The organism is Streptomyces sp. AK02-01A (genome assembly GCF_033795305.1).
Classification (GTDB): Bacteria; Actinomycetota; Actinomycetes; order Streptomycetales; family Streptomycetaceae; genus Streptomyces.
Genome location: NZ_JARBAE010000002.1, coordinates 251935 through 275257, shown reverse-complemented (window position 1 = coordinate 275257; position 23323 = coordinate 251935). Strand labels below are relative to the sequence as shown.

The following is a 23323-nucleotide window of genomic DNA, read 5'->3' as shown; positions in this document are numbered from 1 at the left end:
TTTCCCCGCTTGCCAGCAGCCCTTGGATACCCGTGCAGCCAACTCATCGCGGGCCAGGTCGCAATTGTGGAGCGAACCGGACACCTGGTCAAGAGATGGATGAACGTAAGACACTTACGCTTTTCGTGATCAATTGAGCAGGCTGCAGGCGCCACTTGTGCGTAGAAACTCCTCACTGAGGTTTTCTCAGTGAAGATCATTTCCAGCTTTCGTTGAGCGAGTGCGGCGCGGACCATGTCGCCGATCCGGCTGGGGCTGAGCATGATGTGTGTGAGTGTCGCCGCATCATGTCGTCCGGCCCGGATGTCCCTCTCGCCGGCCGGCCATCCCCGCGACGGCGACGGACTGCCCCGGTTGTCTGCGCGAGCGGGTGCGCGCCACCCCGCAGAACTGTCCGGTGCAGGCGTTTCGCGTGGATGGCTCCGCGTCGGGGCTGCAGTTCCACCTGGAGGCCAACGCTGCCACTGTGGACGCCTTCATGACGGCGTTCCCGGAGGAGGCGGCGACCGCCGCCGGTCACGTCCGCCCACGCCGAGCCTTCGAAGCGGACCCGGACATCACCGGCACACAGCTCTACGCCGAGGTCGAGCGGCTGGCGGCCGAAGCGGGCTGGCAGCTCGGCGGCTGGCACGCCGATCACCTAAGGGCTAGGGCGCGTTTCGAAAGTAGCGCCGTCCGCCCCCTGGGGCGGGGCTCGCGGCGTCTGGTGCGTGCGATCGCAAGGCGGAGGATCGTTCGCGTACTGGACGTACTGGGACGACTCCGACAACTCGGCGAGCGTGCGTGCCAGGCGTTGCGAGCCAGGCGGGACTTTCGAAACACGCCCTAGTTCCCGCCCGAACACAACAACTGGGAGGACGTCGACTCCCACATCGTGCCCGCCTGGCCGTCCCCGGTAGCGCCACCGAGGGTGACTCGACGCCGGCGTGGCGTACGCGCACGGCGAGGCCGACTACAGCGGCCACCTCGGCGTGCGCGAGCTGTGCGACATCTGCCCGGAAGAGCGGGTCGCGCGGTGCCAGGCGGCGTGGGTCAAGCGGCTGGTCTCGTACCGCCCTCCTACAATCTTGTTCGCACCGGCCGGGCAGGGCGTTGTTCCTCATCGGTCCTGTTTCGGGTCCTGTAAGGGCCTGGTGGTCGTGTCTGGTCTTGCGTTGGTCGTAAGTTGGGTCGCGGCGGAAGCTGTTCTTCCGGATATGGAGAGCAGTCGTGTGCACAGTGCCGTGCCGCGTACGGTCTGCCGCCTACCACTCTCTGAATGCGTGTGTGGGCTTGAGAGTTGACTGACTGCGATGCCGCGCGTGCCCCTTGGACAGCCGATGGTTTTGGGGCCGAGTGGTGACAGGGAAGGACCTGGTGTGAGTCTCGTCGTGTTCCGTTGCCCGCCGCGCAGGCCGGGCCTGGTAGCGCCGCGAGGCCGACGGGTATCTCTGGAGCCGCCCGTCCTGCCTGCGTTCTTCTTCGCGTGGCACGCGTGGGCCGATCCGCTCACCGTGGTACGGACCGAGTGGCACAACGGCGGGGTGGGCAGGGTGTTTTCGGCGCGCATCGTTATCCGACAAGGTTGGCAGAGGGCGCTGAGTCATGCCTGTCGGTGAGATCAATCTGGATGAGGGGTGGCGTACTCTTTTCAACAAGGTTTTGGGGATTCCGTTTCCCGCGCTGAGTGAGAGCTATCTGCGTGAACTGGGTGATGCCTACGAGGCGGTAGGGCGTCGGGTCGACGAGCTGCCGGAGTTGTTCGCGGACATTGAGCGTGCGATGGCGGAGCAGTTCGACGGCGGAGAGACGGTTGGGAAGTTCCGTAAGGCGCTGAAGGATTTCCCGGGTTATATCGAGGCTGTCGTCACGGCCTCGAAGGCGAACAAGGATTTCCTGTACCAGGTCGCCCTGGACGTCGAGTATACGAAGTACATGGCCATGGCCATGCTCTTCCAGATGCTGATCGAAATCGCCTGGTGCATCGAGATGGCGGTGCCCACGGCCGGCGTTTCCCTGCTGTGGATTCCCGTGATCCGCCTGATGACGCAGTTGGGGCTGCGGAAGATACTGCAGGCCCTTTTGATGCGTATCGTCGGCCTGGTCACCGAGGAGATGACCCTTGGTCTAGCGGCAGACGGGGTCGTCCAGCGGATACAGATCGGCAAGGGCACCCGGCACGGGGTCGATCGCAATTTGCAGAGGGAAGCGGCGATCGGCGCCGCGATGGGTGTGGTCTTCGAAGGGCCGCTCGAAGCCCTCGGGCATCTGCTCAGCAACAGGATTACCGGCGAAGCCATAGGCAGCCTGCGGCAGGAGTTCGGCAATCTGCCGAAGGAGAGCGGAGGACTCGCCGAAGCCGTCAAGGACGTCCTCGGCGGCGGGCAGAACCTGCTCGGCGCCCTCGCCGCCAAGAGCGACCGCGTGGAACTCCCGTCGCACGTCCCCGTCTACTTCGGCGACCGGTTCGGTGACCTTTTCGCCACCCACTTCGGCAAGAACCTGGACGACGGTGCGGTGCGGGACCTGCGGGAGACGGGCCAGATGTACGGGCGCGTCCTGGTCGACAACATCGACAACAAGAAGGGCTCGACGGCCTTCAGCGAGGTGTGGAACACACCCGGTGCCCAGGCCGTGCCCGGTAACGTGCGCAACGTCTTCAGCCGGCTTCCCGAGGCGGTCGACAGGTCCACCACCGGCACCGTGAGGAAGGTATCGATCGCTGCGGGCCTCGTCGTCGGCAACGCCGCGTTCGAGGGGCTGGCGGAGCTCGGCGCGGAGGAGGTCACCCAGGTGGCGCTCCTGAGCGAAGTCCCGAAGGAGCAGCGTCCGCAGGACGACGGCGTCAACCCGTACACCTTCATCGGTGGCATGGTCACGGGCGCTGGTATCGGCGCCGCTGCCGCCGGGGTGAACGCCGCCCTCGACGCCGCCAAGCGTCTCACCCTCGACGTCCCCGATCCCGGCTCCACCACGTCGCTCCCGCCGACCGCATCACTTCCCGCGTCGCTGTTCACCCTCGTCGGCGGCGACGACAGCGAGGAGCCCTTCCCCGGCAACTGGCGGCAGGGCAACGCGGAGTCCGCCGCGAGCTCCGAGAGCGCAGCCGCGTCCGGGACACCCGCACCGTCGCCCGCCCACACCGCTCACACCGCTCATGCGGGCGGCGGAACGGGCGGGCAGAACACGCCCACCGCCGCACCGGCCCCCTTCGACGACACGTCGGCCGGCCGGCCGACGTGTCGTCGAAGGGGGCCGGTGCGGCGGTGGGCGTGTTCTGCCCGCCCGTTCCGCCGCCCGCATGAGCGGTGTGAGCGGTGTGGGCGGGCGACGGTGCGGGTGTCCCGGACGCGGCTGCGCTCTCGGAGCTCGCGGCGGACTCCGCGTTGCCCTGCCGCCAGTTGCCGGGGAAGGGCTCCTCGCTGTCGTCGCCGCCGACGAGGGTGAACAGCGACGCGGGAAGTGATGCGGTCGGCGGGAGCGACGTGGTGGAGCCGGGATCGGGGACGTCGAGGGTGAGACGCTTGGCGGCGTCGAGGGCGGCGTTCACCCCGGCGGCAGCGGCGCCGATACCAGCGCCCGTGACCATGCCACCGATGAAGGTGTACGGGTTGACGCCGTCGTCCTGCGGACGCTGCTCCTTCGGGACTTCGCTCAGGAGCGCCACCTGGGTGACCTCCTCCGCGCCGAGCTCCGCCAGCCCCTCGAACGCGGCGTTGCCGACGACGAGGCCCGCAGCGATCGATACCTTCCTCACGGTGCCGGTGGTGGACCTGTCGACCGCCTCGGGAAGCCGGCTGAAGACGTTGCGCACGTTACCGGGCACGGCCTGGGCACCGGGTGTGTTCCACACCTCGCTGAAGGCCGTCGAGCCCTTCTTGTTGTCGATGTTGTCGACCAGGACGCGCCCGTACATCTGGCCCGTCTCCCGCAGGTCCCGCACCGCACCGTCGTCCAGGTTCTTGCCGAAGTGGGTGGCGAAAAGGTCACCGAACCGGTCGCCGAAGTAGACGGGGACGTGCGACGGGAGTTCCACGCGGTCGCTCTTGGCGGCGAGGGCGCCGAGCAGGTTCTGCCCGCCGCCGAGGACGTCCTTGACGGCTTCGGCGAGTCCTCCGCTCTCCTTCGGCAGATTGCCGAACTCCTGCCGCAGGCTGCCTATGGCTTCGCCGGTAATCCTGTTGCTGAGCAGATGCCCGAGGGCTTCGAGCGGCCCTTCGAAGACCACACCCATCGCGGCGCCGATCGCCGCTTCCCTCTGCAAATTGCGATCGACCCCGTGCCGGGTGCCCTTGCCGATCTGTATCCGCTGGACGACCCCGTCTGCCGCTAGACCAAGGGTCATCTCCTCGGTGACCAGGCCGACGATACGCATCAAAAGGGCCTGCAGTATCTTCCGCAGCCCCAACTGCGTCATCAGGCGGATCACGGGAATCCACAGCAGGGAAACGCCGGCCGTGGGCACCGCCATCTCGATGCACCAGGCGATTTCGATCAGCATCTGGAAGAGCATGGCCATGGCCATGTACTTCGTATACTCGACGTCCAGGGCGACCTGGTACAGGAAATCCTTGTTCGCCTTCGAGGCCGTGACGACAGCCTCGATATAACCCGGGAAATCCTTCAGCGCCTTACGGAACTTCCCAACCGTCTCTCCGCCGTCGAACTGCTCCGCCATCGCACGCTCAATGTCCGCGAACAACTCCGGCAGCTCGTCGACCCGACGCCCTACCGCCTCGTAGGCATCACCCAGTTCACGCAGATAGCTCTCACTCAGCGCGGGAAACGGAATCCCCAAAACCTTGTTGAAAAGAGTACGCCACCCCTCATCCAGATTGATCTCACCGACAGGCATGACTCAGCGCCCTCTGCCAACCTTGTCGGATAACGATGCGCGCCGAAAACACCCTGCCCACCCCGCCGTTGTGCCACTCGGTCCGTACCACGGTGAGCGGATCGGCCCACGCGTGCCACGCGAAGAAGAACGCAGGCAGGACGGGCGGCTCCAGAGATACCCGTCGGCCTCGCGGCGCTACCAGGCCCGGCCTGCGCGGCGGGCAACGGAACACGACGAGACTCACACCAGGTCCTTCCCTGTCACCACTCGGCCCCAAAACCATCGGCTGTCCAAGGGGCACGCGCGGCATCGCAGTCAGTCAACTCTCAAGCCCACACACGCATTCAGAGAGTGGTAGGCGGCAGACCGTACGCGGCACGGCACTGTGCACACGACTGCTCTCCATATCCGGAAGAACAGCTTCCGCCGCGACCCAACTTACGACCAACGCAAGACCAGACACGACCACCAGGCCCTTACAGGACCCGAAACAGGACCGATGAGGAACAACGCCCTGCCCGGCCGGTGCGAACAAGATTGTAGGAGGGCGGTACGAGACCAGCCGCTTGACCCACGCCGCCTGGCACCGCGCGACCCGCTCTTCCGGGCAGATGTCGCACAGCTCGCGCACGCCGAGGTGGCCGCTGTAGTCGGCCTCGCCGTGCGCGTACGCCACGCCGGCGTCGAGTCACCCTCGGTGGCGCTACCGGGGACGGCCAGGCGGGCACGATGTGGGAGTCGACGTCCTCCCAGTTGTTGTGTTCGGGCGGGAACTAGGGCGTGTTTCGAAAGTCCCGCCTGGCTCGCAACGCCTGGCACGCACGCTCGCCGAGTTGTCGGAGTCGTCCCAGTACGTCCAGTACGCGAACGATCCTCCGCCTTGCGATCGCACGCACCAGACGCCGCGAGCCCCGCCCCAGGGGGCGGACGGCGCTACTTTCGAAACGCGCCCTAGCCCTTAGGTGATCGGCGTGCCAGCCGCCGAGCTGCCAGCCCGCTTCGGCCGCCAGCCGCTCGACCTCGGCGTAGAGCTGTGTGCCGGTGATGTCCGGGTCCGCTTCGAAGGCTCGGCGTGGGCGGACGTGACCGGCGGCGGTCGCCGCCTCCTCCGGGAACGCCGTCATGAAGGCGTCCACAGTGGCAGCGTTGGCCTCCAGGTGGAACTGCAGCCCCGACGCGGAGCCATCCACGCGAAACGCCTGCACCGGACAGTTCTGCGGGGTGGCGCGCACCCGCTCGCGCAGACAACCGGGGCAGTCCGTCGCCGTCGCGGGGATGGCCGGCCGGCGAGAGGGACATCCGGGCCGGACGACATGATGCGGCGACACTCACACACATCATGCTCAGCCCCAGCCGGATCGGCGACATGGTCCGCGCCGCACTCGCTCAACGAAAGCTGGAAATGATCTTCACTGAGAAAACCTCAGTGAGGAGTTTCTACGCACAAGTGGCGCCTGCAGCCTGCTCAATTGATCACGAAAAGCGTAAGTGTCTTACGTTCATCCATCTCTTGACCAGGTGTCCGGTTCGCTCCACAATTGCGACCTGGCCCGCGATGAGTTGGCTGCACGGGTATCCAAGGGCTGCTGGCAAGCGGGGAAAAGGCCACGTGGCGTCGTCGAAACCGAAGAGGCACTGTGAGACAACTCTTCCTGTACCCGATCACTGGCCTCTACAACGAGTGCCACGACGTCGACTACGTAGCCTTGCGAGACGCCGCGCCGCCGGCATCCGGCGACCACGGTGCGCTCAGGACGGTCAACAACCTGTGGTGGCGGCAAGCTCTGGAGCCCAAGGCGGTACGTGCGACCGTGGACATGCTGGGCGACTGGCTGCGTCCCGGATCGGAGCACCCGGCCGCGTGGGAAGCCATCGTGGCCGCGCCTCAGAAGTTCGTTGACGAAGTAGTCAGGGCGCCGCAGTCAATGGTGGACCTGGGAGCGGGCCCACGAGCGGCATTCCGGGCCCTGGAGACCTTGCAGCTGTACGTGGACATCCACTCTGCCACAGTTGGACATCCCTTCGAGTTATCCCTCCAGGAAGGGTACGTCCTCAATGAACTCTCCTCTCTGGAACTCATCCGCGCGGCCCTCAGCCCAAGCCGCAATCCCTATCTCCCGTTCCTGAGAGAGTTCGTCTTCCCGGTCATCGAAGACAGCCCTCCGGATCTCGCATGGATCGTGGGGCGCATCAAGTTGTCGACCATGGCCATGGCCATGAAGATCAAGGAAGTGAACCCGGCCTGCCATGTGTCGGTGGTGGGGCACTCCAGCGAGTACTACTCGCTCAACAAGATCACCAAGTATCTGCGGACCAACAGTCAGCTCTTCAGCGTCATCGACAGCATCGTCCTGGATGATTTCGACAACACGCCGCGTTTGCTGCGCGAGGCCCTTGAAGGCGATGATCCGCTGGAGTCGGTTCCCAATCTGATGTACCGCCAGGGTGACCTCATTCACCAGACCGGCTATGTGGTGTCTGACCGGGCGGCAGACGCTGACCTGCGCAGCGCGCCACCACGTGATGAGTACGCGCTCATGATCGCGCCGAGTCTCTCCGTGGCGGAGACCCGGCTGTGGCCGGCCGCGCAGTGCTACTGGAACAATTGCAACTTCTGCGCCATCAACCGCAGGTACAACACGCTGCCCCGCAACAGCTTCTCCATGGAGCGAGAGCGTGCGCAGATGATGGTGCGTCTCAGTGAGCAGGGGACTTCCTACCTGTGGTCCGTCGACGAGGCGATCCCTCCGGTCAACCTCGGTATTCTCGCCAAAGAGCTGATCGCCCTGGGATCCCCGCTGACATGGGAGACCCGAAGCAAAATTGACCGGAATTTCTCGTCCGAGATCTGCGCGGACCTTGGAGAGTCGGGTCTCCGGGAGATCCGGCTGGGCTTCGAGTCCGCAAGCCCGCGTGTTCTGGCCCTGATGGGCAAGTATCCGGACGGCTGGTCACTCGATTTGGTCGAGCAGATAGTTGCCCGATTCCATTCCGCCGGTGTCTCCGTGCACTTCCCGACCATCGTAGGGTTTCCCGGAGAGACCGCGGATGAGCGTGAGGAAACGTACGAGTTTCTGGCGAGCCTCGTCGCGAAGTACCCCAGTGTCACCTTCAACGTGAACATTCTCGGCTTCGACGTCGCCAGCAAACTCTTCGAGAACTACGAGGAGTTCGGCGTCACCACGCTGAGGTGGCCGACGCCGACGAAGTATTTTCTGGAAAACCTGATCGATTGGGATTGCGCGGAGACACCGTTCAATTATGGATCGCTGGACGCGGAGCGGAACGAGTTCATGCGACGCGTTCTGTACCCGTGGATGCCCGCTTCGGCCAGCATCCCGCCTTACATCTTCTACCGCCTCACCGAGACTTCGCGCGCCACGATGGTGTGGAAGGCTCAGCGGGCCGCGACCGGGCGGTGGCGCGAACCGGTGCTGTCGGTGGACGTGACACAGAGGATCCGAACCAGCAACTCGCTTGTGGTGATGGGGCCCTTCAAGAAGAGTACGTACGCCTCCGACGAGCACTACTCATGCTACGTCTGGGAGACCCACCAAGCCTTTGAATGCGATGGACCCACCGCTCGGCTGCTGGAGATCCTCACCGAGCCCCGCGCTCTGGCCGAGGCCGCCGAGGCGGCGGGTCTGGCGGTGGAGGAGGCGGACGCCGTGGTCAGGTCGCTCGCAGCCGTGGGAGCCGTCGTGGCGGAATCTGTCGACGCCGCCTCAAAGAGCTCGCCGGCCTTCGTATCCGCTCCTCGCCGCTGGCGAGCTCTTCCCGGCCCGGCTCCGGCCCCACGGGCGCGGATCAGCACCCAACGGAAACAGGAACTGTCTCTCACGCTGGGAAGGACATCGACGTAATGATCAAGATCATGGCGGGAGGGGGCACGCCACCGCCTCCCACAGAGGACGAGGACGCGGTCGAGCCCGACGTCCGGCGCCGTGTGCGTCTGCTGGGTTCCTCGCTCGCAGCGGACGGCGCGGGGCCTGAGGCGGACACGGATTGGAGCCAGGTGCAGAAGTACTCCATCAGCATGCGCGGTGGCGGCGGCGGAGGTGGTGGCGGCGGTGGCTGGTAGACCGGCGGCAGCCCGGGTTTCCGAAGCCAATCCGCTTCCCGAACCGGCCCGGACCTGGGTCTACGACTTTGTCGCGGCACCACACCGGCAGCTACTCCGGCCCGGGGCCCTCTGCCCCGCGCTGCCGCTGGTCCTTGAGCTGCGGCAGCTGTACTGGGGCCCCATCGACTACGCCGGAATGGAGTCTTCGGCAAGGGTGCCGGTTCACGGGCTGGCCAGTCTGCTGCGGGAGGCTCTGGGAGGAGCAGTCCGGATACTCACCGCATCCGGCGATGAATATCGAACCGCGGTACTGTGGCTGATCGAATCCGTGCCCCGATACGCCTACCGAGCGGTGATCGAGCCGGCGTTCCTTGCGATCCGCGCGGAGAGCGTCGAGGCCGGGATCATGGTCGGCTGCTTCCACCCCTATCGTCAGCGTCGTAGCAGAGTGCAGCCCGACCTGATGACGATGAGATCTCCGGTCCCCATGATTGCCATGCGTCGTCTTATGCGAAGCGACCTGCATTCAATCAAGGATGAACCGAGATCGCTGGAGGCGTTTCACCGGTACTTCGCCGCTCATGACCGAGACCGAAGAACTGGGCGGAATTCACTTGAAAGATGCGCTGCAGATCTGAGTCCTTGACCTCCAGGGCCGCGAGCTTCGCACGGGCGTCGAGCGCCAGGAGGAACCCGGGGTCGTGCTCAGTGGTCGCGCCACGGAAAACAACGCGACTGCCGCGAACCGACCAGGACCGGTCGCCGGAGACCACCAGCCTGTCGCCGTATCCCCGTTCGACCAACTCTCTGACCAGTGCCAACCGAACCGCATCAGCACTGCTGGACAGCGGGGTGATGTCGGTGAAGCAGAGTCGAGCACCCTCATCGAGACACGCCGTCATCGACCGCAGTACTTCTCCGTACGGCTTCTTCCGCTGTCCTTTTAATTCCAGTTCGGGATGGCTGAGCATCACGTTATGCGGTTCTACACCCAGACTGACCAGGAGTCGAAGGTGCATCAGTCCACCGCTCGGCGAGTGCGTGACAATGGGCAGCCCCGTGCTGTGGTGGGCCGCCGCCACCGCCCGGAAGGCATTGCCTTCGAACTCGGACAAATTCCCCTGATGCGCTGCCACTTTCAGGGCGGCGGTGGAGACATGTGCGCGCTGACGCGCGTACTTCCGCAGCAGCCCTTGCTCCAACTGTTTCGCCGAGTAACCTCGGACGGTGCGAGTGACCGAATTCGAGAGGTAGAATCCGACGCACGCATGCACTCGTACTGGCACATCGCTGATCAGATCCATATACCTGACAGGATTGATGTACGCCGTCAAATCGATGATGTCCGTCACACCGGATCGGGCCGCACGCGACAACTCGCTGTGAAGGAACTCCGCGGCCAGCTCCTCCTTGCCGCCTCGGAATCGCGAGAAGACGTGTTCATGCGGCAGAATGGCCGGAAGCATCATGCGTGCCAGTATATAGATACAACTCTTCGTGCCTGTTCTCGCACGCGGGCGACCCATGAGACACACATGCGAACCAGGAAGCCGGGCGACAACCCGGACCAACAGACGCACGCACGGTGCAAGTGACGCCATGACAAGACTGCCGATGGTCAACCTGGACAGCGACCCGGAACGAGAGAGTCGACGAGTATGGGGCATGCTCCGCGACGAGGGGTACTTCTACCTCACCGGATCTGAAGTCTCAGCGGCCACAACGGAACAACTGGCCGCAGTGGCGCGGTCTTTCTTCGATATGTCCCTCAGTGAAAAACTGCGGTTTCATATCAATAAATCATCCCGCCATCAAGGATATTACCCGACAGGTGAAGAGGGTCCGGCGGCAAGCACGCCGGATCTCAAGGAGGGATTCGACTCGGGTCTGTTTGAGATCAGGCGAAACCGAGACGGCGAGATCCCCTCATCGCAATCCCTTTGGCCGCCGATTCCCGGCTTCCGGCAGGAAGTGGAGCATTACCACTCGAAGATGACGAGCATTGCGCAAGGTCTGTCCATCGTCATCGCACAGGCCATTGGCGCGTCTGACCAATTCTTCTTGGAACGCGCCCAGGACCCGCCCAACCAATTGCGCCTCCTTCACTATCCCGCGAGTCCGACTCCGCGGCAGGGCGTTGGAACGCACAAGGATTTCGAGTGCTTCACGTTACTGGCCTCCACCGGTCCGGGCCTGGAAGTCGAGCGACCGGACGGCGCCTGGGTGGAAGTCCCGCCTTTGAAAGGCGCCCTGGTCGTCACCACGGGGGAGATGCTGGAAATCCTGACCAACGGAGCACTCCTGGCCGCACGGCACAAAGTAGGTTGGATCAGAGAGGAAAGATATTCCTTCCCGTACTTTTTCAGCCTGGATCGGCACAGCCTTGTCGAACCACTGGACCAATTCATTGGCGACGGCGGGTTTCACTACAGTCCGGTCCTCGCCGGCGAGCACCTCCAGACTCAGACATCCAAGGTGTTCAGCTATCTGCGGGAGGACGGACAAACCGCCACAGCCGTGCCACCCAAGCCACGTCCCCTCGCGACCTGAGAGCTGTCCCGTCATCCCCGGCGGGCGACCGCCTTCGGATACATCACCTGCCCGTGATCCCGCCACCGCCACGCCGGATCCGCCTACGGCCGGACCGCGTTGACGCCGCCGGCCCGACCGGCGTCTTCGCTGACGCGCTGCGCCACCAGGCGGTTCACCTTCCGGTCACTCAGATGGGTCCCGAAGAAGTCGGTCAGCTTCGCGATCGCGGGGCCGACGTACCGCGCTTTGTCGTAGAGGTCGACGTGGCCGGCGCCGTCGATCCAGTGCAGTTCCTTTGGACCGCGAGCGTTCTGAAACGCCTCGACGCTCATCCAGGAGGTCACCGCTTCGCGACCGACGACCATCAGCAGCGGGCGCGGCGCGATCAGATCGACGAAGCGGAAGGCGTCGAAGGAAACCATGTGGTCAATGCTGGACCACGGGAGGAACTTCGCCGAGCGCGGGTGCTGAGCGCGGTCCGTGCGGTAGTACTCGAAGCCCTCGAAGCCGTGCCGGCCGCCCAGGGCGCGGGCCTGCTCAGCGGTGTCGGGAAAGAGCTGGAAGCTCTGGACGCCCTCACCGCGGGCTTCGGCGGTGCGCGCGGCCGCGGCCGCGTCGAGCATGCCCTGGATGACGGCGGGGTCCTGGGCGCCGTCGGCGCCCAGGCGGAACTGGCGGGCGATGTCGACGGCGCTGACGGTGCCGACTGCCTTGATGCGGTGGTCGGCCGCGGCGGCGGGAAGCACATATCCGCCGGAGGCGCAGATGCCCAGCGCCCCGATGCGGTCGGAGTCGACCTCGTCACGGGTGGTGAGGAACGAGACCGCGGCCTTGAAGTCTTCGACCCGGTGGGCCGGGTCCTCCAGACCGCGCGGGATGCCCTCGCTCTCGCCCTGGTAGGCGGCGTCGAAGGCGAGGGCGACGAAGCCCCGCTCGGCCAGGCGCCGTGCGTACAGACCGGCGGCCTGTTCCTTCACACCGCTGCCGGGATGGCCCACGACGACGGCGGGACGCGGGCCGCCGGCTTGGCTGTCGGGCGTGTAGAGGTGTCCGGCGAGCTTCAGGCCGGCGCTGAGAAAGGTGACGTCTGTCCTCATGGTGGTGCTCTCCAGTCGCGCGGGGGGCGGGCTCGCCGCGGGAGGCGAGCCGCGGTGGCCGCCTTGAGTCCGCCGGCCACGTCCACCACCGTCGCGCCGCCCGGTACAAGGTGCCAGGGAGGGTCCTGCCTGTGCAGACCAGTACCAGGCACGCGGACGCGGCCCGGCGGACACTGGGAGCCATGGAAAACCCCGGCAACCCCGCAGGCGGGAATGGACTCGGCGACTTCCTGCGCGCCCGCCGCGCCGCCCTCGACCCGCACCGCGTCGGGCTGCCCGATGACGGCCGCCCGCGCCGGGTACCGGGCCTGCGCCGAGAGGAACTGGCCCAGCTCGCGCACGTGAGCATCGACTACGTCGTACGGCTGGAACAGGGCCGTACCCGCAGGGTCTCCCGCCCGGTCCTCGACGCGCTCGCCGACGCGCTGCAGCTCGCTCCGGACGAACGCGCGTACCTGTTCACCGCGGCCGACGTCACGCAGGCCACCTCCGCGCGGCAGCCGGCCAGGCGGAAGATCGACCCGCAGCTTCGGGTGCTGCTCGACGGTATGCACGACGTCCCCGCCATGGTCCTCAACCGCCGCATGGACGTGCTGGCCTGGAACCGCGGAGCGGCCGCACTGCTGACCGACTTCGCCGCGCTGCCCTCGGCCGAGCGCAACCTGATCCGGCTGACCTTCCTCGACGACGCCTACCGGTCCCTGTACGCGGACTGGCCACGCGCCGCGCGTGAGTGCGTCGCCGTCCTGCGGATGGAGGCGGGACGTAACCCGAACGACCAGGCCCTGACCGCCTTGGTCGGCGAACTCACCGTCCGCGACCCGGACTTCCGTACCTGGTGGGCAAGCCACCAGGTGCGCGGGCCCAGACAGCTCACCAAGACCTACCACCATCCGGTCATAGGCACCGTGACCCTCGACGTCCAGCAGTTCTCCGTCGACACCCAGCCCGACCAGCAACTGGTCGCCTACACCGCACCGCCCGATTCCCCCTCCCAGGAAGCACTGCGGTTCCTCTTCCAGTGGTCCGCCCAGCCCACCGGCCGGCCGGACGACCACGCCACGAAACGCGGCCGCCACTGCTGAACACGCCCTCGGGCGTGTGCGGCAGTGTCCGGAGCGTGATGTCGGTCTGACCGTGGTCAGGTTTCCATGGACAGGCCGGTGCGCGATCCAGGGCCCAAAGGACTGTCCCGTCCGACCGCGTCGCGGTCACGCGGAGACGAGAGAGTCCTGGCCGCCGGGGCTCAGGAGAGACGGTTTCTGAGGTCCGGATCGTCTTCCGCGGCCGGCAGCTCGCGGTGTCCCTCACTCCAGTGGTTCGACCAGCCGCACACCCCGCAGGCGTATCTGCCGTCGAGCCCCGCGATCAGGCATCCGCAGCTCCTGCACTCCGACTCGGTGATCTGAGGACCGTGGTCGGGGTCCAGTGCGGGGGTCGGGTCGGTCTCCGGCAGCCAGTCGCTCCGTGCGCTCATGGGCGGAGGTTATCGCCGTGAGCGCCGGAGCGTGGCCGGTCACGCCGGAGGACCGGACGCGCCGCTCGCATGGGCGGTCCGGGGCGCGGCCCGGTGTTCGACGGATCCGGCGGTTTCGAAGGATTGGCCGGGTGCGGCGGGTGTCACGCTTGCTCCCGGCCTTCACGCGTTCCGGGGCGTGGCGGCGTAGGTGTACGGCGCGCAGACCCCGGCGCTGTGATGGTCGGCCGCCGCCAGTGCCGCGGCGAGGCGGGCCCGTGGCTTCATGTCCAGGGCCGCCGTCACATGCAGCGCGCCGAGAGCCAGTTCGTCGCCGCATCCCACGGCCGCGTAGCCGTCCGCCGGTTCGCCGACCTGATAGTCGCTGTGGACGACGAACAGATGCCCGTGTACACCGACCAGGAAGGTTCCCGCCTCCTCCTGCTCGGAGTCCTTCTTCGCCCAGCCTCCTTCCTTCAGACAGGCGCGCAGAGCGTCTATGAAGGTGGTCACCATGAAGCGGTGCAGATCGCCGTTGGGGTGCGGTGCCTGGAAGGCGTAGCGGAGCAGTTGGCCCATGCGGAACGACGTGGTGAACCCCATGACATAGGGGCCCGTGGTGAACACCTTGGCGTCCTGGCGGACAGTGAGCTGGTAGCCGGCGACACCGGCGGAGTCTCCGCCCAGATGCACCCGCTGCTTCTGTACTAGCCCGACGATGACAGTCACGGGCCCCCCATTCGACTTCGACAAGCACTTCCCGTGGCCGTCCGGCCCAGACAAGAAAAATAAGATCTGGGCGCGGGACTGGGAAGACGGCCTCTTCCGGTGGCGCCGCCGTCCGGGCGCCGGCCCGGCGTACAGCCGGTGCGCGACCTCGGCGGTGCGGCGTGGCCGGGCCGTCACCGTCATCGTCTCGACTCTCCGGTGCCGCTGGTGCCGCAGGGATAGCAGATGTACCAGCCGTCCTGTGTCTTCGTCATCTGGCCGCCGCACTTGGAACACTGCATGGTGGCTTCCGTTCCGGTGGATGGTTGGTGCCCTGACCCGGCCGTTGTCCTGCCGTGGAGAGAGCGGTCGGGGCGGGCTCAGCGGGTCCGTTTCGCCGGGTCGGCGGGGTCGGGTGCGGAGCCGAGGGCCGCCCGCGCGAGCCGGCCCGGGCAGTCGTGCGTGCGGTCGCCCTCGGTGATGAGCGGCCCTTTCTACAGCAGGCTCACCCCGTGCCGGTGGCAGTGGGCGCACGTCTCGTCCTCGTAGGGGAACTCGCGCGCGCCACTGATACGGGCCGTCATCCTCTGGCCTCCAATTCACCCCCGCGCGGTCGGCGAGACAGCCGGCCACGACAGCCGGCACGACATTCCGTGCGATGGCCGGTGCCGTCCAGGACGGGCCGGGCGCCGGCCGGTGACGCGTCCTGTCACGGAACACGTCCCGGGCTCCCGGTCCGGGCCGCCGCTGTGGACCGGCGCTCCCGTATCCTGGCCCGCCGGATGATTCCCTTCTCCGCGCGCCACCCGGCCCGCGACCTCTCCGATCACCGGGAGCCCCCGTGCCCGCCGCCGTTCCGCCGCGCGTCCTCTACGTCAGCGATCTTGTGTACGAGGCCGGCGGACGCAGGTACGGCGACGAGGACATCCAGCTCTCGTCCCGGCTGCGGCGGGACTTCGACATCGCGCTCTGCCATCCTCTCGACGCGGCGCGGCTGATGGGAGCCTTCGACATGGTGGTGGTGCGCAACAGCGGGCCCGTGCTGCACTACCAGGAACAGTACGACGCCTTCCGGGAGCGTGCCCGCGCGGCCGGAGTCCGGGTCTACAACCCGCTCAACGGGCGGGCCGACATGGTGGGCAAGCGCTATCTGGCGGAGCTGAGCGCCGCCGGGTATCCGGTCATACCGACCGTCGACCGGGCCGAGGACCTCGGCCGGCTGCCGGAGGCCCGGACCTATGTCGTCAAGCCCATGGCCGGCGCGGACTCGATCGGGATGGAGTTCGTCCCCGGAGACCGGCTCGCGGACATCGCCTTCGACGATGTGCTGGTGCAGCCACGGATCCCGTTCCGCTACGAGGTCTCGTTCTACTTCGTCGACCGCGACTTCCAGTACGCCCTGTACGCGCCGGACCCCGAGCGGCGCTGGGAACTGAAACCCTACGAGGCCGGCGCCGGGGATCTGGAGTTCGCGCGGCGGTTCATCGACTGGAACGCGCTGGAACACGGGATACAGCGGGTGGACGCCTGCCGGGCGCCGGACGGCGAGCTGCTGCTTGTCGAGCTGGAGGACCTCAATCCGTATCTGTCCCTGGCGCTGGTGGCGCCGGAGACCCGCGAGGACTTCGCCGTGCGGATGACCGCGTCACTCCACGAACTGCTGCGCTGAGACGGCCGGCGCCCCGTACCACATCGGCAGGCATGCGAGGCGCGGCATCGTATACGGCCCGGTCCAGGGCCCGGCCCTGGATTTGTTCCTGCCCTCGGCCGGGCCCGGAGAGTGCGTGGCCGACGGCTCCTGACCGGCCTGGCCCGGACGGCGAACCGGGCTGCTCAGGTGGTGTACGGCCCTGCCGAGGCCGGGCTTTTGAGGCCCGATCGGCTCCGCCCGAGGGCCCGTCAGGAATTTGGCCATGACCTTGACAAATTAATTCGGTGTTGCCAGCATCACATCGCTCACCGCGGAACCAGAGAACTCCAACCCCCACAGAAGGACCTCTGCCCACCGCAAAGCGCGACGGCGCGCGCCTTGCCTGACACATCCCCCCCACCGCACGTCAGGAAGGAAGCTCCATGCCACTTCGACCCCCAGCGTGGTCCAGACTCCTCACCGCGCTCGTGCTCGCGCTCACCGGCGGAGTCGCCGTCGGTACGGCGGCGTCCGGAGCGCCGAGCGAGATACCCGCCTCCGACTACCAGCAGGTCCAGCTCGCCTCCGGCGGCGCCGAGCTGGGCGAGGCGATGGGTCTCGCCGTACTGCCGGACCGGTCGGTCGTGCACACGGCCAGGGACGGCACGGTCCGGCTGACCGACGCCGCGGGCAACACCAAGGTCGCGGGCAAGCTGAACACCTACACCCATGACGAGGAAGGTCTTCAGGGAGTGGCCGCGGACCCCGGGTTCGCGACCAACCGCTATCTCTATCTGTACTACTCGCCCGCGCTGAACACCCCGGCCGGAGACGCTCCCGTCACCGGCAGCGCGGCGGACTTCGAGCCGTTCAAGGGCCATCTCAATCTCTCGCGCTTCACTCTGAAGGCCGACGGCACCCTGGACCTGGCCAGCGAGAAGGTCGTCCTCGAAGTGGCGAACGACCGCGGTCAGTGCTGCCATGTCGGCGGTGACCTCGACTTCGACGCGCAGGGCAATCTCTATCTGTCCACAGGTGACGACACCAACCCGTTCGAGTCGCAGGGCTACGCGCCGCTCGACGAACAGGCGGACCGCAACCCGCAGTTCGACGCGCAGCGCTCCTCCGGCAACACCAACGACCTGCGCGGCAAGGTCCTGCGGATCAAGCCGACGGCCGAAGGCGGCTACACCGTCCCGGACGGCAACCTCTTCGCGCCGGGCACCGCGAACACCCGGCCCGAGATCTACGCGATGGGCTTCCGCAACCCGTTCCGGCTCGCTGTCGACAAGCCCACCGGCATCGTCTACGTGGGCGACTACGGTCCGGACGCCGGTGTCACCGACGCGAACCGCGGCCCGAGCGGCCAGGTCGAGTTCGACCGGATCACCGCGCCCGGCAACTTCGGCTGGCCGTACTGCACCGGCACCAACACCGCCACCGAGTCGTACAACGAGTACACCTTCCCCAGCGGTCCCTCGGGCGCGAAGTACGACTGCGCCGGCGGTCCGACCAACAACTCACCGCACAACACGGGCCTGCAGAAGCTGCCGAAGCCTCAGAACGCCTGGATCAAGTACGCCGGTGACGCCGGATCACCTCCCGAGTTCGGCACCGGCTCCGAGTCGCCGATGGGCGGACCCGTCTACCACTTCGACGCCGACCTCGACTCGAACGTGAAGTTCCCGGAGTCGCTCGACGGCCGCTTCTTCGCCGGCGAGTACGGCCGTCAGTGGATCAAGGCGATCGAGGTGCGGGCCGACGGCAGTCCCGGCACCATCGAGGACTTCCCGTGGACCGGCACCCAGGTCATGGACACGGCCTTCGGACCGGACGGCGCGCTGTATGTCCTCGACTACGGCACCGGCTCCGACAACCAGGCGCTCTACCGCGTCGAATACGTCGCCGGCAGCAACCGCAACCCGGTGGCGCAGGCCGTCGCCGACAAGACCTCGGGCCAGGCTCCGCTCGCCGTCAGCTTCGACTCGGCGGGAAGTTCCGACCCGGAGGGCGGTGCGCTCAGCTACTCCTGGGACTTCGGTGACGGCGCCACCTCCACCGACGCCAACCCGAGCCACACCTACACCGGGACAGGGACCTTCCAGCCCACGCTGACGGTCAAGGACCCGGAGGGACTGACCGGCACCATCAGCCTGGTGGTGACGGTCGGCAACACCGCGCCCACCGTGACGCTGACCACGCCCGGCGACGGCGAGCTGTTCTCCTTCGGTGACACCGTCCCGTTCACCGTCGAGGGCAGCGACCCCGAGGACGGGCCGATCGACTGCGCCCGGGTCAAGGTCACCTATCTGCTGGGACACGACAGCCACCAGCACCAGATCACCTCGGCCGACGGCTGCACCGGATCGCTGACCGTCCCGGCCGACGGTGAGCACGACAGCGCCGCCAATCTGTACGGGGTCTTCGACGCCGAGTACACCGACGCCGGTGGTCTGACCTCGCACAGCACCAGCATCCTCCAGCCCAGGCACCGGCAGGCGGAGCACTTCTCGGCACAGTCCGGCATCGAGGTGGCGGGCCACGGCAGCGCGGAGGGCGGCAACACGGTCGGCTTCACCGACGACGGCGACTGGATCTCCTTCGAGCCGTACGTCCTGGACAACGCGACACAGTTCTCGGCGCGGGTCTCGTCGGCCGGACCGGGCGGCACCATCGAGGTACGGGCGGGATCGGCCACCGGCACTCTGCTGGGCACGGCGACCGTCGAACCGACCGGTGACTGGGAGGAGTTCACGGATGTGACGGCGGGCCTGAGCAACGCGCCGGCCGGCACCACCGAGCTGTTCCTCGTCTTCAAGGGCCCGTCCGGCCAGGGCAACCTGTTCGACATGGACACCTTCAGCTTCACCACCGCCGACCGGGAGGCGAAGCGATGAGGAGCCGGTTCAGCCGTCACGCACGGCAGGTGTCATGGGTCCTCGCGGTCGCGCTCGGCGGCGCCTTCCTGGCGCCCGGTGTGACGGCGCAGGCCGCCGCCGATCCGTACCAGGTGCTCGTCTTCTCCAAGACGGCCGGTTTCCGGCACGACTCGATCCCGGCCGGTATCGCGGAGATCCAGGCCCTCGGCGCGGCGAACGACTTCACCGTCACGGCCACCGAGGACAGCGCGGCCTTCACTCCGGAGAATCTCGCCGGATACGAGGCCGTGGTGTTCCTGAGCACCACCGGCGATGTCCTCGACGACGCCCAGCAGGACGCTCTCGCGGCGTATGTCGACGGAGGCGGCGGCTACGCCGGGATCCACGCCGCCGCCGACACCGAGTACGAGTGGCCGGCGTACGAGCGGCTCGTCGGCGCCTGGTTCAAGAGCCATCCGGCGATCCAGCAGGCCACGGTCGTCAACGAGGACCGGACACATCCGGCGACCTCGCATCTCGACCCGACCTGGTCCAGGACCGACGAGTGGTACAACTACCGCACCAACCCGCGAGCGGACGTACGGGTGCTCCAGAGCCTCGACGAAAGCAGCTACACCGGCGGCGAGATGAGCGGCGACCATCCCATCACCTGGTGCCACGCACAGGGCGCCGGGCGGTCCTTCTACACCGGACTGGGACACACCGCCGAGTCGTACGCGGACCCCGCCTTCCAGCAGGAGCTGCTCGGCGGGATCCAGTACGCGGCCGGAGCCGTGGCCGCCGACTGCACTCCGCAGGAGGTGACGGCGACGGCTGACCTCGGCTAGCCGGCTCAGGAAGATCTCGGGTTCTGGTCCTGCCGCGTGAGCGGTGGGGCCAGACTCGTTGGGAGCGGAGGCTGCGGGCAGACTTGGTCGCCCATTCCAGGTGACGCAGAAGCCATCCGCAGACGTTGTCTGACCCGCGTCTCACACGTTTCAGGCTCGCAGATGGACGTTGTGGAGGGTCTGCAGGACCTGCTCGCGGTCGGCCCCATGTCATGGTGTGATGAGCATCGGCCGATCCTTGCAGGTGAGCGCGGTCGGTGCGGGTCATATGCGGGGTACGGGTGGCCTCGTCCCCGGGCTATGTCTCCTGGGAGTTGATCCATTCTCGGCGGGCGTAGGCGCGGACCGCGTTCCGCTCGGCTTCGGTGCAGCCGTTCTCCAGAGCCGACGGGATGTCACCGGTGGTGCTGGTTCCGTGTTGGTGGTCGTGGCGAACGAGCTGGTCGGCGACGTCGGAGGCGTCGGTACGCAGTTCCACGTCCTGGGGTACTGGGTGGTGGGAGTCCTCCTGGTAGGGACGCGGCAGGTAGCTGCCGTGCCCGTGGCACAGGGCGAGCGCGTCCAGGACGGCCGCGGTCTCCAGCAGGTCGTCCCGGCACTCCAGCGCCTGGCTGCTCACCTGGAAGTCGGTGAGGTCCTGGCGGCGGGCGGTGTGCGCGGCCGCCAGGCGCTGACGGTCCATGACGTGCATGTACAGCAGGACTGGGACGAGTTGGCCGATGCGGACCAGGTGCTCTCCGTAGGCGGCTTGAGCCGCCCGGCTGGTTGACCAGCCGGGCCACGGCTCATGCGGGGAGGCTCGGTGTGCGCCCATATCCCTGGACACTACCCACCCGCCGATGGCGTCGGGGCCGGAACGGATCATCCCGACCCCGACGGGAGAGGTGCCGCCGCAGGCGGCCGGCGTCGGTGTCGCCAGGTGGGGTTCAGCCGCCAGGGCATGGGTATGCGCGGCCGGCCGGCGTGTGCAGGGCTGCCCTGTTCAGGTACGTGGGGAGAGGAGAGACATCGTCGTGCGCCTGGCCGCTGCTGGTCATCGTTCAGGCGGCTTCTCGGCGGGTGTCATGCACAGTGATGTGGTCGCGCCGTAGGTCTGTGCCTGTGTGTGCCACATGGTGGCGTAGGTGCCGTTGTGCTGGAGCAGGGCGTCGTGGGTGCCTTCTTCGACGAGGTGTCCGTTGTCGAGCACGATGATGCGGTCGGCGGTGCGGGTGGAGCCGAGGCGGTGGGTGATGAGGATGACGGTGCGGCCGGTGCTGAGGGTGCGGATGCGTTCGTAGACAGCTTCTTCGGCCAGGGGGTCGAGGGCTGAGGTGGGTTCGTCGCAGATGAGTACGGGGGCGTCGCGGTAGAAGGCGCGGGCGGCGGCGATGCGCTGCCACTGTCCGCCGGAGAGGTCGCGTCCTCCCCACCAGGAGGGGGCGAGGTTGGTGTCCAGGCCGTCGGGGAGGGCGGCGAGTACGGCGTCTGCGCCGGAGGCGTGTGCCGCGGCGGTGATGGTGGCGTCGTCCTGGGGGCCTTGGCCGAGGGTGATGTTCTCGCGGGCGGTGACGGGCCAGCGGCCGAAGTCCTGGGGCAGCATGGCCAGTTGGTTCCAGATGTGTTCGGGTTCGGCGCGGGACAGGTCGGTGGTGTCCCAGGTGACGGTGCCGGTGGTGGGTGTGTAGAGACCGGCGAGCAGTTTGGCGAGGGTGGATTTGCCGGAGCCGTTCGCGCCGACGATGGCGAGTACCTCGCCCTGGCGTACGCGTACGTCGATGTCCTGGAGGGCGGGTGTGGCACTGCCGGAGTAGCGGAAGGTGACGCCTGTTGCTGTGATGGTCTGCGGGCTGGTGGGGACGGGCTGAGCGTCACTGGGCCGGGTGGTGCGGGCGGTGGTGTCGGTGAGGAAGGTGTCCCAGTCGTCCAGGTACAGGCCGGTCTTGTAGGAGGCGTTGGCGCCCTGGACGAGGCCGGTCAGGAGGCGCTGGCTGGTCTGTACGGCGATGAAGGCGGTGCCGGCCGCCGCGGGCGGGATGTGGCCGCTCGCGGTCAGCCACAGCAGTGCGGCGTAGACGCCGCCGCTGGCCGTTCCGGCGGCGGCGTCGCCGAGGATCTGGTAGCGGGCGTGGTCGCGGCCGACGTCGGCGGCGGCTTCTTCCAGGCGGGTGGTGACGGCGCGGAAACGGGTGAGCAGCCAGGTGCGCATGGTGTTGGCGCGGACTTCGAGGGCGCTGTCGCGTCCGGCGGTGTGGAACATCAGGGAGTGCCGTAGCCGGCGGTCGCTGAGGGTGTGGCGGTCGGTGAGGTAGGCGGCGCGGGCGGCCCGGACGGCTGCCCAGCCGCGGGGGACGACCGCGAGGAGCAGCAGCGGCAGGAGTAGCGGGTGGAGGTGGGTGCTGATGCCGACGGCGGCTGCCAGTCCGAGGAGTGCGGTGGTGACGTTGGCGAGGGCCTCGGTCATGAGGTGGACGTCTTTGGCGGCGCGGGAGGCGGCTTCGCTGTGGTCGCACCAGGCGGGGTCGTCGTAGGCGGCGAGCGGGGCTCGGGTGGCGGCTTCGAGGTAGCGGATTTCCGCGATGCCGTCCACGCGCGGTCCGATCCGGGCGGTGACGGCGATGGTGAGGGCGGCGACCAGTGAGCGTACGGAGGCGGCCGCGGCGACGGTGATGAGTGACGGCAGGGCCTCGTGCAGCCGCCCGGCGGTGGGGCCCGCCGTGAACAGTGGTGCCAGTGCTCCGGTGGTGGCGTACAGGCCGACGGCGGTGACGGCTCCGGAGATGAGCTGGAGCAGGGCGAGCAGGACGCATGGGCGGCGGCCGGCCGCCCATGCGAGCCGTACGACGATGACGGACAGGCGGGGCAGCCGGCGTGCGATGGTCCACCAGGAGACGTCCAGCGCGTCCTCGTGGCGTTCGGCGCTGACGCTGTAGTGCGGGACCGCCCTCTGCGGCCGGGGGCGTCGGCTGCGCGGAAGGCGGATGCGGGATTTGTTGGTGGCGGTGTCCGTCGGATCCGTCTGGGAGGTCGTCACACCTTCGGCAACGATTCACCCTTTTGGGTGGGCACGGCGTCGGCGGGTGGCGAACGGGCGTTCTGGAAAGTGTCCGGACCGGCCCCGATGCGGGCGGTTTCAGACGCGCAGAGGGCCGTGCCGGTTCGGCCGGCGTCCGGCCGAACCGCTTGGCCCGCTCCTCCAGACAAGCGCACCGCCGGACACACTGGTGTTGTTGACGGCATGTCAGGCGCCGGACCAGGACTCCAGCCTCGGCTCGCGGTTCTGCCGCCTGATCGCGCCTGGACCGCCGCATCGGCCATCGGCGTGCCAGGTGTCGA

The 23323-nt window shown here is 67.5% G+C and carries 14 protein-coding genes and 3 pseudogenes; 9 read left to right on the top strand and 8 right to left on the bottom strand.

Annotated elements, in window-relative coordinates; translation table 11 throughout:
* Positions 1-529: 529 nt before the first annotated feature.
* Positions 530-643 (top strand): annotated as a pseudogene (locus PV679_RS03630) (aminopeptidase); the annotation flags it as partial.
* A 2349-nt stretch (positions 644-2992) separates the two neighbouring features.
* Here PV679_RS03630 and PV679_RS36125 read toward each other — a convergent pair.
* Positions 2993-4834, bottom strand: coding sequence for a hypothetical protein (locus tag PV679_RS36125; RefSeq protein ID WP_319678735.1), 1842 nt, complete (start codon positions 4832-4834; stop codon positions 2993-2995).
* Between the two features lie 941 nt (positions 4835-5775).
* Positions 5776-5889: pseudogene (locus PV679_RS03620) on the bottom strand (aminopeptidase); the annotation flags it as partial.
* A gap of 564 nt (positions 5890-6453) precedes the next feature.
* Here PV679_RS03620 and PV679_RS03615 point away from each other — a divergent pair.
* From PV679_RS03615 to PV679_RS36120, 3 genes are read left to right on the top strand one after another with little or no spacing between them, the layout of a single operon-like run.
* The gene (locus PV679_RS03615; protein ID WP_319678734.1) at positions 6454-8679 is read left to right on the top strand and encodes a radical SAM protein; all 2226 of its coding nucleotides are present in this window, start codon (positions 6454-6456) and stop codon (positions 8677-8679) included.
* The gene (locus tag PV679_RS03610) at positions 8679-8897 is read left to right on the top strand and encodes a hypothetical protein (RefSeq protein WP_319678733.1); all 219 of its coding nucleotides are present in this window, start codon (positions 8679-8681) and stop codon (positions 8895-8897) included. Before PV679_RS03615 ends, PV679_RS03610 begins: the two co-directional genes overlap by 1 nt.
* The gene (locus PV679_RS36120) at positions 8860-9525 is read left to right on the top strand and encodes a DUF6875 domain-containing protein (protein WP_416069645.1); all 666 of its coding nucleotides are present in this window, start codon (positions 8860-8862) and stop codon (positions 9523-9525) included. The genes PV679_RS03610 and PV679_RS36120 overlap by 38 nt, the downstream gene beginning before the upstream one ends.
* Here PV679_RS36120 and PV679_RS03605 read toward each other — a convergent pair.
* Positions 9410-10348, bottom strand: a complete 939-nt coding sequence (locus PV679_RS03605) for a hypothetical protein (protein ID WP_319678732.1) — start codon at positions 10346-10348, stop codon at positions 9410-9412. The two genes, PV679_RS36120 and PV679_RS03605, sit on opposite strands and share 116 nt — an antisense overlap.
* A gap of 145 nt (positions 10349-10493) precedes the next feature.
* On the opposite strand from PV679_RS03605, the gene PV679_RS03600 reads away from it, so the two are divergent.
* Positions 10494-11429, top strand: coding sequence for an isopenicillin N synthase family dioxygenase (locus tag PV679_RS03600; RefSeq protein WP_319678731.1), 936 nt, complete (start codon positions 10494-10496; stop codon positions 11427-11429).
* A gap of 83 nt (positions 11430-11512) precedes the next feature.
* Here the strand turns inward: PV679_RS03600 and PV679_RS03595 are convergent, their stop codons facing one another.
* Positions 11513-12508: an alpha/beta hydrolase gene (locus tag PV679_RS03595; RefSeq protein ID WP_319678730.1), complete on the bottom strand. Its 996-nt coding sequence runs from the start codon at positions 12506-12508 to the stop codon at positions 11513-11515.
* A gap of 182 nt (positions 12509-12690) precedes the next feature.
* On the opposite strand from PV679_RS03595, the gene PV679_RS03590 reads away from it, so the two are divergent.
* Positions 12691-13593: a helix-turn-helix transcriptional regulator gene (locus PV679_RS03590; RefSeq protein WP_319678752.1), complete on the top strand. Its 903-nt coding sequence runs from the start codon at positions 12691-12693 to the stop codon at positions 13591-13593.
* A 161-nt stretch (positions 13594-13754) separates the two neighbouring features.
* Here PV679_RS03590 and PV679_RS03585 read toward each other — a convergent pair whose 3' ends face one another.
* On the bottom strand, positions 13755-13985 hold the full coding sequence (locus tag PV679_RS03585) for a hypothetical protein (protein WP_319678729.1): 231 nt from the start codon (positions 13983-13985) through the stop codon (positions 13755-13757).
* 162 nt (positions 13986-14147) lie between these two features.
* The gene (locus PV679_RS03580) at positions 14148-14693 is read right to left on the bottom strand and encodes a hypothetical protein (RefSeq protein WP_319678728.1); all 546 of its coding nucleotides are present in this window, start codon (positions 14691-14693) and stop codon (positions 14148-14150) included.
* Between the two features lie 820 nt (positions 14694-15513).
* Between PV679_RS03580 and PV679_RS03575 the strand changes: the two genes are divergently transcribed.
* From PV679_RS03575 to PV679_RS03565, 3 genes and pseudogenes are all read left to right on the top strand, one after another.
* Positions 15514-16341, top strand: coding sequence for a hypothetical protein (locus PV679_RS03575; protein WP_319678727.1), 828 nt, complete (start codon positions 15514-15516; stop codon positions 16339-16341).
* A 404-nt stretch (positions 16342-16745) separates the two neighbouring features.
* Positions 16746-19199, top strand: a complete 2454-nt coding sequence (locus PV679_RS03570; RefSeq protein WP_319678726.1) for a PQQ-dependent sugar dehydrogenase — start codon at positions 16746-16748, stop codon at positions 19197-19199.
* Positions 19196-19972, top strand: a pseudogene (locus PV679_RS03565) (ThuA domain-containing protein); the annotation flags it as partial. The gene PV679_RS03570 and the pseudogene PV679_RS03565, both read left to right, overlap by 4 nt.
* Before the next feature lie 334 nt (positions 19973-20306).
* Here PV679_RS03565 and PV679_RS03560 read toward each other — a convergent pair.
* The gene (locus tag PV679_RS03560) at positions 20307-20690 is read right to left on the bottom strand and encodes a hypothetical protein (protein ID WP_319678725.1); all 384 of its coding nucleotides are present in this window, start codon (positions 20688-20690) and stop codon (positions 20307-20309) included.
* Between the two features lie 351 nt (positions 20691-21041).
* Positions 21042-23021 carry an ABC transporter ATP-binding protein gene (locus PV679_RS03555; RefSeq protein WP_319678724.1) on the bottom strand — a complete coding sequence of 660 codons (1980 nt, stop codon included), beginning with the start codon at positions 23019-23021 and terminating at the stop codon, positions 21042-21044.
* Between the last annotated feature and the right edge of the window lie 302 nt (positions 23022-23323).

Excerpts from the sequence above, each read along its gene's own strand:
- PV679_RS36125 (WP_319678735.1), bottom strand. The coding sequence starts at position 4,834 with ATGCCTGTCGGTGAGATCAATCTGGATGAGGGGTGGCGTACTCTTTTC.
- PV679_RS03605 (WP_319678732.1), bottom strand. The coding sequence starts at position 10,348 with ATGATGCTTCCGGCCATTCTGCCGCATGAACACGTCTTCTCGCGATTC.
- PV679_RS03585 (WP_319678729.1), bottom strand. The coding sequence starts at position 13,985 with ATGAGCGCACGGAGCGACTGGCTGCCGGAGACCGACCCGACCCCCGCA.
- PV679_RS03570 (WP_319678726.1), top strand. The coding sequence starts at position 16,746 with ATGCCACTTCGACCCCCAGCGTGGTCCAGACTCCTCACCGCGCTCGTG.
- PV679_RS03560 (WP_319678725.1), bottom strand. The coding sequence starts at position 20,690 with ATGGACCGTCAGCGCCTGGCGGCCGCGCACACCGCCCGCCGCCAGGAC.
- PV679_RS03590 (WP_319678752.1), top strand. The coding sequence starts at position 12,691 with ATGGAAAACCCCGGCAACCCCGCAGGCGGGAATGGACTCGGCGACTTC.
- PV679_RS03610 (WP_319678733.1), top strand. The coding sequence starts at position 8,679 with ATGATCAAGATCATGGCGGGAGGGGGCACGCCACCGCCTCCCACAGAG.
- PV679_RS03595 (WP_319678730.1), bottom strand. The coding sequence starts at position 12,508 with ATGAGGACAGACGTCACCTTTCTCAGCGCCGGCCTGAAGCTCGCCGGA.
- PV679_RS03600 (WP_319678731.1), top strand. The coding sequence starts at position 10,494 with ATGGTCAACCTGGACAGCGACCCGGAACGAGAGAGTCGACGAGTATGG.